Origin of the sequence: Celeribacter ethanolicus, from assembly GCF_001550095.1 — a bacterium.
GTDB classification, from domain to species: Bacteria; Pseudomonadota; Alphaproteobacteria; order Rhodobacterales; family Rhodobacteraceae; genus Celeribacter; species Celeribacter ethanolicus.
Genome location: NZ_LRUC01000048.1, coordinates 93,402 through 106,805 on the forward strand (window position 1 = coordinate 93,402; position 13,404 = coordinate 106,805).

Below are 13,404 nucleotides of genomic sequence, written 5' to 3' on the forward strand. Positions count from 1 at the left end.
GGCCGCGAACCCTTGACTTTCCCCGCTTGTACGAGTGTATCAGCCCAAGCGCCTTTTAAAGGCATGGCACGTTTTCCAAAGGGACCTGATACATGCACGTCTATCGCAGCCACACCTGCGCCGAACTGAACCAATCCAATGTGGGCGACACCGTGCGCCTCTCCGGCTGGGTGCACCGCATCCGGGACCACGGCGGCATTCTCTTCGTCGATCTGCGTGACCATTACGGCATGACCCAGGTGCTCTGCGATCCGGACAGCCCGGTGTTCTCCGCGCTGGAGAAAGTGCGTTCCGAATGGTGTATCCGCATCGACGGCACGGTGAAGGCGCGTGACCCGGAGCTGGTGAACCCGAAACTGCCCACCGGAGAGATCGAGGTCTTCGTGCGCGATCTTGAGGTGCTGGGCTCCGCCAAGGAACTGCCGCTGATGGTGTTCGGCGATCAGGAGTACCCGGAAGAGACCCGTCTGAAATACCGCTATCTCGACCTGCGCCGCGAGAGCATGCAGCAGAACATGATCCTGCGTTCCAATGTGGTGGCCGATCTGCGTCAGCGCATGTGGGCCAAGGGGTTCAACGAATTCCAGACGCCGATCATCACCGCCTCGTCGCCCGAGGGCGCGCGGGACTTTCTCGTGCCGTCGCGTCTTCACCCGGGCAAATTCTACGCCCTGCCGCAGGCGCCGCAGCAGTTCAAACAGCTTCTGATGGTGTCGGGTTTCGACAAATATTTCCAGATCGCGCCCTGTTTCCGCGATGAAGACCCGCGTGCTGACCGCAGCCCGACGGACTTCTACCAGCTCGACATGGAAATGTCCTTTGTCACGCAACAGGACATCTTCGACGTGATGGAGCCGGTCATCGCCGACATGTTCGACAAGTTCGGCAAGGGCCGCAAAGCGAACCGCGACTGGCCGCAGATCTCCTACCGCGATTCCGCGCTGTGGTACGGCACCGACAAGCCGGACTTGCGCAACCCGATCAAGATGCAGGACGTCTCCGAACACTTCCGTGGCTCTGGTTTTGCGATCTTCGCCAAGCTCTTGGAGCAAGAGGGCAATGAAGTCCGCGCCATCCCGGCGCCGAAAGGCGGCTCGCGCAAATTCTGCGACCGGATGAACAAATTCGCCCAGCAAGAGGGCCTGCCGGGGATGGGCTATATCTTCTGGCGCGAGACCGACGGTCAGATGGAGGCCGCCGGTCCGCTTGCGAAAAACATTGGCCCGGAGCGCACCGAAGCCATCCGTCAGCAACTCGGCCTCGGTGTCGGCGATGCGGCCTTCTTCTTGGGTGGCAAGCCGAAGTCCTTTGAGCGTGTGGCTGGCAAAGCCCGCACGGTGATCTGGGAAGAGACGCCGAAAGCGCCGGAGGACGAAAACTGGCGCGATGCCTTTAAATTCGCCTGGATCGTCGATTTCCCGATCTACGAGCAGGACGAAGAGAGCGGCAAGATCGACTTTGAACACAACCCCTTCTCCATGCCGCAGGGCGGGATGGACGCGCTCTTGGGCGATCCGCTCAAGGTGCTGGGCAACCAGTATGACCTGGCCTGTAACGGCTACGAGCTGGTGTCGGGTGCGATCCGGAACCACAAGCCGGAGATCATGTTCAAAGCCTTCGAGATTGCGGGCTATGGCAAGGATGAGGTCGAAAAACGCTTTGGCGGTATGGTCAACGCCTTCCAATATGGCGCCCCGCCGCACGGTGGTTGTGCCCTTGGCATCGACCGCGCGGTGATGATCCTCGCCGATCAGGAAAACATCCGCGAAGTGATGCTCTTCCCGATGAACCAGCGCGCCGAAGACCTGATGATGGGTGCACCCTCGGAGCCCTCGAACGAACAGCTCCGCGAGTTGCACCTCCGGGTCATCCCGCAAGAGCAGTAAGCGGTCTGACAAAGACATGACAAAGGCGCGGAGAGCGATCTCCGCGCCTTTTGTTTGGCAAACAGCGGGCGTTACACCACCTTGCGCGGTTCGATCCGGGATTGCACCAGCCCGGCGATGCGTGCCACCTCTGAGCCATAAGGCAGGCCCTTTTCGCGATGATAGGCGAGCGCCTGGGCGGCCACCTCCATCTCCGCATCGCCCGCGGTGCGCGCGACGCCGCCCAGAAATTGCGCGATGTAATCCAGAAGATTCTCCCCGCCTTCGGTGGTCAGAAGATCGGCGATATGCACGAAATCGTCCTGAAGCGCGATGGGATCGGGGCTGATCTCGTCGGAATTGACGGCGTGCAGCCCCTCGGGCCGCACGCCTTCGGGCAGACAGGAGAGAACGCGTTCCTGAAAGGCCCCGAGCGAGGAAATCGGTTTTTCGATGAAACCGTCGGCCCCCGCGGCAATCGCAAGCGCCTCCGCACCGCTGTCGCCGGACATGCCGAGCAGCACATCGACACGCGGGCGGGCATTGGCAAGCTCGTCGATCAGTTCGGCGCCGGAACCGTCCGGCAGGCCGAGATCGACGATCACCACATTCGGACGATAGACGCGCAGGTGTTTATGTGCCGCGCTCAGCGTGTCGGCGCGTCGGATGCGCGCCCCGGATCGCAGGCACAGAAGGCGCATCGCCTCGGAGGCAAAGCGGCTGTCCTCCACCACGAGAACGGTGAGGCCCAGAAGCGGGCGGTCGGTGGTCGGCATCGGCGCGACCATCAGGCTGTCGAGATCGTCGGTCATTTCATGGCTCCATCCAGTGCGAGTCGGATTAAAGCGCGAAACTGGTGAATGAGCGGTTAACCAAGCGCTGCTCGCGGACGGATCGGCACTCTGTGAGCGCAAACGCCCCCTTGCGGCCTTGCCTGCGGCGCGCGATAACCGGGAAAAGACCCCATCTGGAGGAGAGAAACATGATCGGTCGTCTCAACCACGTCGCCATTGCCGTGCCGGATCTCGAAGCGGCATCCGCGCAATACGCGAATACGCTCGGTGCCAAGGTGAACCCGCCGCAGGACGAACCGGATCATGGTGTGACCGTGGTGTTCATCGAATTGCCGAACACCAAGATCGAACTGCTCTATCCGCTGGGCGAAAACTCCCCGATCCAGGGCTTTCTCGACAAGAACCCTTCGGGCGGCATTCACCACATCTGTTACGAGGTCGACGATATTCTCGCCGCCCGCGACAAGCTGAAATCCGAAGGCGCCCGCGTCCTCGGCACAGGCGAGCCGAAAATCGGCGCCCATGGCAAGCCGGTCCTGTTCCTGCATCCGAAGGATTTCAACGGCTGCCTGATCGAGCTTGAGCAGGTCTGATGGCGATCACCTCGGCCATCGTTCTCTATGCGGTGACATGGTTCATGACCATGCTGGTTGCGCTGCCCATCGGTTTGAAGACACAGGGCGATCTGGGCGAAAAGGTTGAGGGCACCCATGACGGGGCGCCGGCGAATTACAACCCGAAGCGCAAGGCGCTTTGGGTCACTCTTGTGGCGACGGCGATTTGGGCCGTACTGGTCGCGGTGATCCTGTCGGGTTGGGTGAGCTGGCACGATCTCGACTGGACCGCGAAACTGCCCTCAGTGGCCGACAGTTGAGCCGCCTTCAAGCCGCATGAACATATGGGTGAAGGTGGCCGCGCCCAGCACCGGGATCAGCAGGTTCACCAGCGGGATCGACAGCGGGATCGCCATCAAGGCCCCCGCCAGCCAGATCTCCGGCATATGGCGTTTGCGCGCAGCTTTTGCGCCCTCGCGCCCGAGGCGGCGCATCGCAACCATCTGGAAATATTCCCGGCCCAGAAGGAAGCCGTTCAAGGCCCAGAAGATCACCGGTGCCGCGATGTTAAGGAGCAGGTAGAGCACCAGCGCGATCAGGTTGGCGACGACGATGACGCCAAGAAAGCCCAAAGAGTCCAGAAGCATGTCGGAAAACGACTGACGCGGCACCTCGGGCAGGCCGGGGTAATGTACATCCTCGACGGCCTCGGAGACCTCTTCGAGGAAGAGACCAGTGAAGGCGGAGGCCACAGGCACCATCAGGAAGACTGACAGACCGATCATCAGAAAGAACGAGCCGATCGAGAGCGCGTTGTCGACCCAGGTGATTTCGCCGATGAGCGGCAGGGTGAATGTGTCGGGCACGAAGATGCCGATGACCCAGACGAAGACCAGATAGATCGCCACAAGAAGCGCGACCGTCAGGCCCAGCCCCTTGAGCAGAACCGATTGAAATCGCTTGTCTCCAAGCTGGCCGATGGCCTTGGCAAAATCGCTGAACATCACGCATCCATCCATGTGACGATGGTCGACAGGTCGGGGCGCGGGCGCTCCGGCGGGGCAATGGTTTCGGTTCCGATGTGAATGAGACCGGCGATGCTTTCATGGGGCGCGAGGCCGAGGCCTTTTTCGCAGAAGTCCCGGTCAAAGGTGGCCCAGCCCGAGAGCCAATTGGCGCCCCAACCGGCGGCAAGGGCGGCGTTCAGCAGCGACAGACAGACGGCGCCTGCGGAGTAAAGCTGTTCGATTTCCGGGACCTTGTCGCTCTCTTTCGGAGAGAAGACAACGGCGACGGCGAGATCGGCGTCGGCATATTGGCGATAGGCTTTCTCGATCTTCTCTTCGGCGATTTTGTTCTTTTTGGCCAATGGGTTGATCATCCCGGCGAGGCGCGTGAGGGCGTCTTTTTCCAAGACGATAAAGCGCCAAGGTTCGAGCTTTCCGTGATCCGGCGTGCGTGCCGCCGCGGTCAGGATCGGCATCAGCGCGTCGCGATCCGGCACGGGGGCCGTGAGCGTCTTGGCAGGACGGGACCGACGGGTCAGGAGGAAGTCGAGAGCGGCGGGATTGGGAGCGGGCATGAGGGGCCTTTCATCAGCGGGTCGCCCAACATGTCGTCATTTTTGCAGGTGTTTTCAACCGCTCAGATGCTATGAGGGGCCATGGATAAAGCGGAATTGAAAACGGCGCTTGAGGCGGCGGTGACAGACGGGCTTTTGGCGGTGCGCGTGACCCCCAAAGCCTCGCGCAATGCGGTGACGGTCGAGGACGGGCAGGTGCGTGCCTATGTGACCACGGTGCCTGAGGGCGGCAAGGCGACGAAAGACGTGATCAAGCTTTTGGCCAAGGCGATGGGGCGGGCGAAGAGTACGGTGGTTTTGGTGCGGGGAGAGACCTCGCGGGACAAGCTGTTCCGGGTCGAGTAACGCCGCCATTCAGGATCAAAATCGCTGTCGGCAAAGCGTCGGATTTTTGTCGGACTTTTGTCGGACCTCTGGTCGGTGTTTCCCCCATCATTCCTCGATGCCGCGACTTGCCGGACCAGGAGAGCCGCGTTAGGGTCATCGCAAGGCTCGGCCCGCGCCTCCCTCCCTCCACACGGGGCAGTATCTGACATACGGGGCTGTTGATCATCGACACGTCTGTTCGGGCGCACGCATGAGGAGGGATTGCGTTTTGGACCCGGAACGGAGGTTTCGACATGCGGCTTTCCGCACCTGTTTATCATCTGAAACGCCGCGCCAGGAAGTTGGCGCGGGATCATGACATTTCATTGCACGAGGCGCTTGACCGGATTGCCCGGCAAGAGGGCTTTGCGCGTTGGTCGCTTTTGGCTGCGGGGCTCAACAGGGCTGAGGCCGGGGCGCTTCTTCCCCGCTTCGCGCAGGGCGATCTTGTTTTGCTCGGGGCGCGGCCGGGGCATGGCAAGACCTTACAAGGGCTGCGCGTGCTGCTTGAGGCGGCTGAGGTGGGGCGCGAGGCGGTGTTCTACACGCTGGAATTGACGGAAACAGAGGTGCGTCACCGATTGCACAGGTTGGGCCGGGCGGGCGCAGATGGGGCGCAGATCAGAATCGAGACCTCAGATGATATCAGCGCGGCGTTCATCTGTGCGGACCTCGCGACAGCGGCGCGTGGCACGGTTGCGGTTGTCGACTATCTGCAAATCCTCGATCAGGATCGCCACAAGCCGCCCTTGGCGGAACAGTTGCGGACTTTGCGCAACTTCGCGCAGTTACGGGGGCTGATTTTGGTCTTTATCTCACAGATCGACCGATCCTTTGCGCCGGGGCCAACGGCTTTGCCCGGGCTGGCCGATATTCGCCGCCCAAATCCCGTGCCCAACGTGTTCTCGAAGGCATGTTTTTTGCATGACGGGATGCTGCGGATCGAAACGGTTGCCGATCTCTAAAGGTTCAGTGCGGGCGTGAGGTGCGGCCTCACTCCTCGACAGGTGTCAGCCGATAGGCGCCTTCGGGCAGGTCGAGGGCGGCGCCGAGGTCGCGGAGCTGTTGCAGCGAAAAGGTGATCTTGTGCACCCGGTCGGTGCGCGGATCGTGCTGTTCCACGGTCACGCATTCGGCGAAGGCGGAGATGATGACATCTTCCAGCAGAGGGGCCTCGCCCTCATCGACTATGGTGACGACGGTCGCGTCGAAATCGTGCTCGATGGTAAACATGAGATGATGCTGCACCTGCCGCAGGGCAAAAGCAAGAGGGCGGTGCAATGATTTTATGTGGCTTTGCGGCAACGTCCGTGCGGCAGTTTTATGGCTGACTAAATAACTCGGATACCGGGCTTGCGCCCGGCTTTCGGGTCTGTTTTCTGAAGGCAGCCAGTGAAACGCGAGCTGAACGCATCCGGGAACAGATTTCGGAAAGTGATCTGCCCCATGTCCCGACGGTTTGTGTCGCGTCGCTGTGCCCGATTTGAAGCACGGTGTTGTTGCGTGTTTTCGGGCGGGTTTCCCGGATGTCGTTTGTCATTTCAAACGCATATATCGGAGACCTCATGTCATTCCTCCCGTCCCGCCCCCATTCTGTGTCCCGAAAGCTCCTGTGTTCCACGGCTTTCGCACTGCTGCCTTTCTCCCTGTCGGCACAAGAGGTTCTGGAACTCGATCAGATCGTCGTGACCACGGCGTCGGGGATCGAGACCACCGTGCAGGATGCGCCCGCCTCGATCACCGTGATTGATCAGGAAACGATTGCGCAGGAAGGCGCCCGCGATCTCAACGACCTGCTGCGTCTCGTGCCGGGTCTGAACCTGACCCGTGGCAATGACGGGATTTCGAAAGTCTCGTTCCGCGGCATCTCGTCGAACCGGACGCTGACGCTTGTCGATGGCCGACGGATCAGCACGGGCAAGAGCTTTGCGCGTCATTATCAGGGCGATCTCAACGTCGTGCCGCTCGATGCGATCGAACGCATCGAGATCGTGCGCGGTCCGATGTCGACGCTTTACGGCTCCGACGCCATGGGCGGGGTGGTGAACATCATCACCAAGAAACCGTCCGGTGTCTGGTCCGGCTCGATCACCACGGATTTCGGCTTTGGCGAACATGCGACCACGGGCGACAACCGCCAGATCTCTGGCTATGTCAGCGGGTCGCTGAGCGAGACCGTCGATGTGGAATTCTGGGGCAAGACATCCGAGCGCGAGGCGCCCGATGCCTTTACCTACACGGATGGCACGGGGGCGGAGAATTCCGTCTACGGCTCGGACGGGTCTTCCGCACGGGAGCTTGGCGCGCGTCTGACATGGCGCCCGAACGGTGCCGTCGAATGGGGTTTCGAGGCGACGACGGGTCAGGAGACATACCTGGCGTCGGATGGGGCGCATGATACGAACAAGATCGACCGCGACGGATTTGCCATCACCAATGAATGGATGATCGGTGCAGGGACGTTGTCCAGCTACCTGCGCTATGAAGACAGCTCGAACGCCTCCTGGAGCGACCCGGCCTGGGGCGATCCGATCACCTACAAGACCACCACCTTTGAGACGCGTTATAGTGCGGAAACCCTGCTTGGCGGCAAAGGCTTCGGCTATACGGTCGGTGGCAGCGTCGCCAAGGATGAGCTGAGCGATCCGGCGACCAACCGCGATGGCGCGTTGATTTCCGGTGAGGCGGTGGCCAGCGCGCTTTACGCCGAAGGCCGCTGGGATGTGACGGAGGCGCTGACCCTCACAACCGGGCTGCGGTATGATCACCATGAAGATTTCGGGGATCACTTCACCCCGCGGCTTTATGCGAATTACGATCTTGGCAACGGGCTGATGCTCAAGGCGGGTTATGCGCAGGCCTTCGTGGCGCCGGACCTGCGGGCGTTGAACCCGAATTACAAGATGTCGTCTCGCGGCAATGGCTGCAAACCCTATCCGGGGCCGTGCATCATCTACGGGAACCCGGACATCGGGCCAGAGACCTCGGACAATTACGAAATCGGCCTGAACTCTCAGGGCGGGGTCTTCAACTGGGAGCTGACCGCGTTCTACAATGACATCACCGATATGATCGGGGCGCGGAAAACCGGCGAGGTCGATTTGTCGACGGGCTATGACATTTTCGAGCGGACCAATATCGAGAGCGGGAAGACGGCGGGGATCGAGGGCGGGTTTTCCTTCGACGTCAGCGAAGACCTGACCTGGACCAGTTCTTTCACCTATCTGGCGAAATCCGAGTTCAAATACGAAGGTCTGGACCACGCCTTCCCGATGGCAACCACGCCGAAATGGAACATCACCACGGGGGCGAGCTGGGTGGCGAATGACCGCCTGACCCTGTCGGGGAATGTCACCTATGTCGGCAAGCAGGTGGGCTATGTGACCGAGGATGAGCTGAGTACGGAGGAGGCACGTGCCGTTCCGGCGGGACAGAACAAGAATCCGTATTTCCTTGTCGATGTGGCGATGGCTTACGATCTGACGGACAAGACGCGTCTGAATCTGGGGATCGACAACCTGTTCGATCAGCAACCGGCGGATGAAACCGCGTATCGCGAAAACGGGCGGCTGTTCAAACTGGGGCTGACGACCTCGTTCTGAGGCGGGTTCCGGCACGGGGCGACCGCCTTTGATCTGCGCAGTGAGAGACGGAAAGCCGGAGCGGGAAACCGCTCTGGCTTTCTCATGGCGTGCCGGGAGGGCTGGTCAGGGCAAATGGCTTTGCGTAATGTCGCAGCTCTGTGAGAGTGCGGTATGCGATTGGGAGATGAACATGTATCGTGCGGGTTTATGCGTTCTGGCGGCTCTGGCGCTTGCGGGCTGTGTCGAAACGACCTCTGTGCCGAGTTCGACCGCTCCGGCTGCGGTGAGCCGCGCGACGGGGCCGGGGCTGTCCGTTGCGGATTTCAGGCAGGTCGTTTCCCGGGTGGAACCGGTGGCCGAGCGCGAATGCCGGACCCGGACCACAGGGGCGAATTGCGATTTCAAGATCGTGGTGGAGAACGACCCGAGCGCGCCGGCCAATGCCTGGCAGACGCTCGACAATGCGGGGCGGCCGGTGCTGACCTTCACGGTGGCGCTGATCGCGGAGGTGCAGAATACCGACGAGCTGGCCTTTGTCATGGGGCATGAGGCGGCGCATCACATTTCGGGCCATATCGCGCGCAGCCAGGAGAAGGCGCTCACGGGCGCACTTCTGGGCGGGGTGCTGATTGCCGCGATGGGCGGGGACGCCAATGCGATCAGCAGCGCGCAGGACATCGGCGCCACGGTGGGCGCGCGGAGCTATTCGAAGAACTATGAGCTGGAGGCCGATCAGCTCGGCACGGTGATCGCCTATCGCGCGGGCTACAACCCGGTGCGCGGGGCGGAATATTTTACCCGAATCCCAGATCCGGGCGACCGGTTCCTCGGCTCGCACCCGCCGAACGCGCAGCGGATCGAGACCGTTCGCCGGACCATGGCGACGCTGTAGCCCAGGTAACCTTCGGAGTTTTCACAGATTTGTGTGGGAAACCACGGTTTCGCCGCAGCCCTGTCCCGGTTTTACCCCGATCTGTGTCCAGATCGGAGGACGACCCCGCGTTAACCTTAACGCCGGGCGCGGACTGGGCTGAGGCAGAGGGTGCAAATGGCGATAGAAATCACCGGCGACATGATCGGGACCTATACCAGCGCCTCGCTCAACGGCACCAACCCTCCCAATCTGGAATTGACCGTCTCGGGGGGCACGCCCCTGGGCAGTTCGGCGGATGTCTATTATCTTGAGGTGTATCAGAATGTCTCCGACACCTTCACCAACGGTCAGTTCTGGCGGCTGACCGATGCCCAGGGCAACGTGATTGCCGAAGGTTTGAACCCGGACAACAACAATTACCAGAACATGGGCGCGGGCGACGAGCATGTGCTGTTTCAGAACGGCTATATCCTCGATATTTCCGGGCTGGACAGTTCGACCATGGTGTATACGGGCGCCGACGAGACGGCGGACCCGGCGGCGGGCAACAATGACGGAGAGTTGCAGGTTTCCGAGGTCGAGGCGGCGGTCTGTTTTGCCGCGGGTTCGGTCGTTCGGGGACAGCAGGGGGCGGTGGCGATCGAAACGGTGCGTCCCGGCGATCTGATCTGGACGCTGGACCACGGGTATCGCCCGGTGCGCTGGGTTGGCACCTCGAAGGTCGATCTGAGCCGTGCGCCCGATCTTGCGCCGATTGAAATTCTGCGAGGGGCCTTGGGGCAGGGCGTGCCGAGCCGCCCGGTTCTGGTATCGCCGCAGCACCGGGTGTTGATCTCGGGCCATCTGGTCGAGCTATACGCCGGTCTGGACGAGGCGCTGGTGCCCGCGCGCTGGCTGGTGAACCGGCGCAATATTCGTCAGCGCAGCGATCTGACCGAGATCACTTATGTGCATCTGATGTTCGAGGCGCATGAAATCCTCGACAGCGGCGGGCTGCTCTCCGAGAGCTTCTACCCCGGGGAGACGGCGCTGAGCCTTCTGGAGCAGGGCGCGCGGACGGAGCTTTTCCGCATTTTTCCGCAACTGCGCCTGTTCGGAGAAGCGGCGAGCGGGCCTCTGGCGCGCCCCGAGATTCGGGGCAGTGTAGCTGCCCTATTCGGCCATGCGGCCTGAGATATTCGGAAAAAGCGTAAACAACGCCTTAATTTCCGTCAGGATAGAGGGTCGGACGGTGCAGAATGGCCCGGAAATCCGGCAATTGATCAGGATCAAGGAGTGTGGACCCGGTGCATGGTCTGTTTTTCGCGGGATGTGAAACGCAACAGATCGGAGGCTGTCATGACCGGGACCAAGGGCTACGAGACGCATGAGCGTCTTATGAACCGTATGGCGCAGACACTTGGCGTCGATTTCGAGGAACTGAAGCAACGCGGGCAATGCGACGAAGGAGCGATGGAAAATCGCGTTCATCGCTGCATGGGCTGCACCGATCCGGAGGCCTGCGAGGTGTTTCTCGCGGATCATGAAGCGGGTGCGGAATTCGCCCCGGCCTATTGCCGCAACAAGACGGATCTGGAACGCCTCGCCGCGCGCTGAGGACGTTTAACGCAAACTGGAGGAAAGACCATGACGGATACACTGCTGCGCCCCGGTGAGGCCTGCCTGATGCATGGCATGGCCGAACGGTTGGGGGCCGATGTGGTGCGCGCCGCCGCGTCCGGGGAGATTGCGCCGGAGGACCTGTCGAAGATGGAAACCGGTTGCGGGCAATGCACCCAGCATGACGCCTGCATCCTCTGGCTTCTGGAACATCAGGGGCACCAGGAGCAGGCACCGGACTATTGTCTGAATGCGCAGAAGCTCTATTACGTGCGGGCGCTGCAAAATCCGTTGCTGGCCGCCGAGTAAGGCCAGAGGCAAGTCCAGAGATCTAGAGATGACAAAGGGACCCGCGGGTCCCTTTGTTTGTTGGGAGACGGCTCAGTTGCGCGCTGCACCGACGCCTTGCCCACCCGTGCCGGAACCGTCCGCGGCCATGGCGGAAAAGGCCTCCATCTGGGCGCGGGTGTTGGACCCGGCGATGTCCTCGACGGTGCTCGCAGGGGTTGCGCCGGTGTAGCCCGCATCTTCGAGCCGGGTGACGAGAATCTCGCCGGTGGTGTCGAAGATCGGCCCCAGAGTGGCAAGGCTTTCATCGGCGAATTTCGAGAAGGCGGCGAATTGCGGCGGGCCACCACGGGCCTGCGTCTGATCGGGCACCAGATAGGCGCCGACGGTCAAAACCACGCCCAGCACGATGATTCCGATGGCGAGCGGGCGTTTGAAATAGGTCTTGAACGCGCGCCAGTTCAGCACGACGTGCAGTGCGACGACGACGACCATGGCCAGACCGATGATCTCATGCATCCAGCGACCGGCGGAGGTGATGACATGGAAATACCAGAGCACGCCCGTCACGCCGACGATGGTGAATGTGGCGATGGTCAGGGGCGTGGCGAATTTACGTAAGGTGGACATTGTGAAAGCCTTTCTTGTCTCTGCCCTCTTTTACGGGCGTGCCTCCCGCTTCCGTCGCTTGCCTTGGTCTTTTTCCTCGATCATGCTCTGACGACGGAGGAGGCAAGATGAAAGACAAAGCGACCTACACGGCGAAACGACTGGTCCTGCGCACGGTCTGGAGCATGGAGGGGCTGCGCTATGCGTGGCGCTCGGAACATTCCTTTCGGACGTGGGTCTGGGCCAATCTCATATCGGCCTGTCTGGCCCTTGTCCTTGATCTGACGGCAGGCGAGCGGGGGCTGGTGATTGCGCTGGGGCTGTTGGTGTTGGCCGCCGAGCTGTTGAACACGGCGATCGAGGATGCGGTGGATTACATTTCGGAGCGGGAGCACCCGCTGGCGAAGACCGCCAAGGATGCGGGGTCTGCGGCGGTGACGGTGACGGCTTTGGCGGCGGGGGTGGCGTGGCTTTTCGTGCTGATCGGGTGAGGCTATAAGGCGCCATGCAGATTTATGACGGCATCATCTCCGACCGCGGCTCGAAATATGCGGTTTCCGGCGGGGCCTGTGGGTCCGAGGAGGAGGCCAAGGCGTTTGTCAAAGAGCTGTGCCGCAAGAAGAAATTCGCCAAGGCGACACATAACACATGGGGTGTTGTGCTGCCCGATGGCACGGCGTTGAAGAACGATGACGGCGAGAGCGGTGCGGGGATGGTGATCCTGCGCATGCTGGAGCGCGAGGGCGTCACCGGCCAGATCGTCGTGGTGACGCGCTGGTATGGCGGCAAACACCTTGGCGGCGACCGGTTCCGCCATGTGCAGGACGCGGTGCGCTATTACCTCGACCGGCTTTAATGTTTTTCGACCTCTTCGACAGGCCCACCGTGCATCTTCCACGCGGAGAAGCCGCCCGCGACATGGGCGACGTTGGTGAAGCCCATTTCGATGCAGGTTTTTGTGGCCAGCGCCGAGCGCCAGGCGGAGGCGCAGTAAAACACGAACTTTTTGTCCTCGCCGAATTTGGGTTTGTAATAGGGGCTTTCCGGGTCGATCCAAAACTCCAACATCCCGCGCGGACAGTGGAAAGCGCCGGGAATGCGGCCCTCGCGCTCAAGCTCGCGGCGGTCGCGGAGGTCGACAAAGACGATACCGTCGTCCTGCATGAGGAGCATGGCGTCTTGCGTCGGGATCGTCTCGATCACTTTGTGGGCGGCGGCGAGCAGGTCTTTGTAGTTTTTGAGCATGGGGGTCTCCTCTTGGGGGAGAGTTAACCTGATCAGTGCGGGGA

At 61.5% G+C, this 13,404-nt stretch carries 18 protein-coding genes; 12 read left to right on the forward strand and 6 right to left on the reverse strand.

The window, feature by feature from the left end; genetic code table 11:
* Positions 1-92 precede the first annotated feature (92 nt).
* The gene (aspS, locus tag NH195_RS18195; protein WP_066710392.1) at positions 93-1,886 is read left to right on the forward strand and encodes an aspartate--tRNA ligase; all 1,794 of its coding nucleotides are present in this window, start codon (positions 93-95) and stop codon (positions 1,884-1,886) included.
* A 71-nt stretch (positions 1,887-1,957) separates the two neighbouring features.
* On the opposite strand, the gene NH195_RS18200 is transcribed toward aspS, so the two are convergent.
* Entirely contained in the window at positions 1,958-2,677 is a 720-nt protein-coding gene (locus tag NH195_RS18200; protein ID WP_066710395.1) for a response regulator, read from the reverse strand.
* A 170-nt stretch (positions 2,678-2,847) separates the two neighbouring features.
* On the opposite strand from NH195_RS18200, the gene mce reads away from it, so the two are divergent.
* Positions 2,848-3,252 carry a methylmalonyl-CoA epimerase gene (gene mce / locus NH195_RS18205; RefSeq protein WP_066710398.1) on the forward strand — a complete coding sequence of 135 codons (405 nt, stop codon included), beginning with the start codon at positions 2,848-2,850 and terminating at the stop codon, positions 3,250-3,252.
* Complete coding sequence (locus NH195_RS18210; RefSeq protein ID WP_066710401.1) at positions 3,252-3,533, forward strand: DUF1467 family protein; 282 nt, start codon at positions 3,252-3,254, stop codon at positions 3,531-3,533. The genes mce and NH195_RS18210 overlap by 1 nt, the downstream gene beginning before the upstream one ends.
* On the opposite strand, the gene NH195_RS18215 is transcribed toward NH195_RS18210, so the two are convergent.
* Positions 3,516-4,217: an EI24 domain-containing protein gene (locus tag NH195_RS18215; RefSeq protein ID WP_066710404.1), complete on the reverse strand. Its 702-nt coding sequence runs from the start codon at positions 4,215-4,217 to the stop codon at positions 3,516-3,518. The two genes, NH195_RS18210 and NH195_RS18215, sit on opposite strands and share 18 nt — an antisense overlap.
* The gene (locus tag NH195_RS18220) at positions 4,217-4,795 is read right to left on the reverse strand and encodes a nitroreductase family protein (protein ID WP_066710407.1); all 579 of its coding nucleotides are present in this window, start codon (positions 4,793-4,795) and stop codon (positions 4,217-4,219) included. The genes NH195_RS18215 and NH195_RS18220 overlap by 1 nt, the downstream gene beginning before the upstream one ends.
* An 81-nt stretch (positions 4,796-4,876) precedes the next feature.
* Here NH195_RS18220 and NH195_RS18225 point away from each other — a divergent pair, with 81 nt between their 5' ends.
* Together NH195_RS18225 and NH195_RS18230 are read left to right on the forward strand one after the other, a co-directional pair.
* Entirely contained in the window at positions 4,877-5,140 is a 264-nt protein-coding gene (locus NH195_RS18225; RefSeq protein WP_066710410.1) for a DUF167 domain-containing protein, read from the forward strand.
* Between the two features lie 275 nt (positions 5,141-5,415).
* The gene (locus NH195_RS18230) at positions 5,416-6,126 is read left to right on the forward strand and encodes a DNA helicase (RefSeq protein WP_066710414.1); all 711 of its coding nucleotides are present in this window, start codon (positions 5,416-5,418) and stop codon (positions 6,124-6,126) included.
* A gap of 28 nt (positions 6,127-6,154) precedes the next feature.
* Here NH195_RS18230 and NH195_RS18235 read toward each other — a convergent pair whose 3' ends face one another.
* A complete protein-coding gene (locus NH195_RS18235) occupies positions 6,155-6,394 on the reverse strand; it encodes a hypothetical protein (RefSeq protein ID WP_066710546.1) in 240 nt (79 codons plus the stop codon).
* A 332-nt stretch (positions 6,395-6,726) separates the two neighbouring features.
* Here NH195_RS18235 and NH195_RS18240 point away from each other — a divergent pair, with 332 nt between their 5' ends.
* The 5 genes from NH195_RS18240 (at position 6,727) to NH195_RS18260 (ending at position 11,527) form a co-directional block, all read left to right on the forward strand.
* Positions 6,727-8,763: a TonB-dependent receptor domain-containing protein gene (locus NH195_RS18240; RefSeq protein ID WP_155846232.1), complete on the forward strand. Its 2,037-nt coding sequence runs from the start codon at positions 6,727-6,729 to the stop codon at positions 8,761-8,763.
* Positions 8,764-8,935: 172 nt separating this feature from the next.
* A complete protein-coding gene (locus NH195_RS18245) occupies positions 8,936-9,637 on the forward strand; it encodes a M48 family metallopeptidase (protein ID WP_066710424.1) in 702 nt (233 codons plus the stop codon).
* Positions 9,638-9,793: 156 nt separating this feature from the next.
* The gene (locus NH195_RS18250; RefSeq protein WP_066710426.1) at positions 9,794-10,792 is read left to right on the forward strand and encodes a Hint domain-containing protein; all 999 of its coding nucleotides are present in this window, start codon (positions 9,794-9,796) and stop codon (positions 10,790-10,792) included.
* Positions 10,793-10,957: 165 nt separating this feature from the next.
* Positions 10,958-11,215, forward strand: coding sequence for a DUF6455 family protein (locus NH195_RS18255; protein ID WP_155846233.1), 258 nt, complete (start codon positions 10,958-10,960; stop codon positions 11,213-11,215).
* Positions 11,216-11,245: 30 nt separating this feature from the next.
* The gene (locus NH195_RS18260) at positions 11,246-11,527 is read left to right on the forward strand and encodes a DUF6455 family protein (RefSeq protein ID WP_066710432.1); all 282 of its coding nucleotides are present in this window, start codon (positions 11,246-11,248) and stop codon (positions 11,525-11,527) included.
* A gap of 72 nt (positions 11,528-11,599) precedes the next feature.
* Here NH195_RS18260 and NH195_RS18265 read toward each other — a convergent pair whose 3' ends face one another.
* Positions 11,600-12,136: a DUF4405 domain-containing protein gene (locus NH195_RS18265; RefSeq protein WP_066710435.1), complete on the reverse strand. Its 537-nt coding sequence runs from the start codon at positions 12,134-12,136 to the stop codon at positions 11,600-11,602.
* A gap of 107 nt (positions 12,137-12,243) precedes the next feature.
* Between NH195_RS18265 and NH195_RS18270 the strand changes: the two genes are divergently transcribed.
* Both NH195_RS18270 and NH195_RS18275 read left to right on the forward strand, forming a co-directional pair.
* Positions 12,244-12,606 (forward strand): diacylglycerol kinase, encoded by a 363-nt coding sequence (locus NH195_RS18270; RefSeq protein ID WP_066710438.1) that lies wholly within the window; start codon positions 12,244-12,246, stop codon positions 12,604-12,606.
* Between the two features lie 14 nt (positions 12,607-12,620).
* Complete coding sequence (locus NH195_RS18275) at positions 12,621-12,971, forward strand: YigZ family protein (RefSeq protein ID WP_066710441.1); 351 nt, start codon at positions 12,621-12,623, stop codon at positions 12,969-12,971.
* On the opposite strand, the gene NH195_RS18280 is transcribed toward NH195_RS18275, so the two are convergent.
* Positions 12,968-13,360 (reverse strand): rhodanese-like domain-containing protein, encoded by a 393-nt coding sequence (locus NH195_RS18280; RefSeq protein ID WP_066710444.1) that lies wholly within the window; start codon positions 13,358-13,360, stop codon positions 12,968-12,970. The two genes, NH195_RS18275 and NH195_RS18280, sit on opposite strands and share 4 nt — an antisense overlap.
* Between the last annotated feature and the right edge of the window lie 44 nt (positions 13,361-13,404).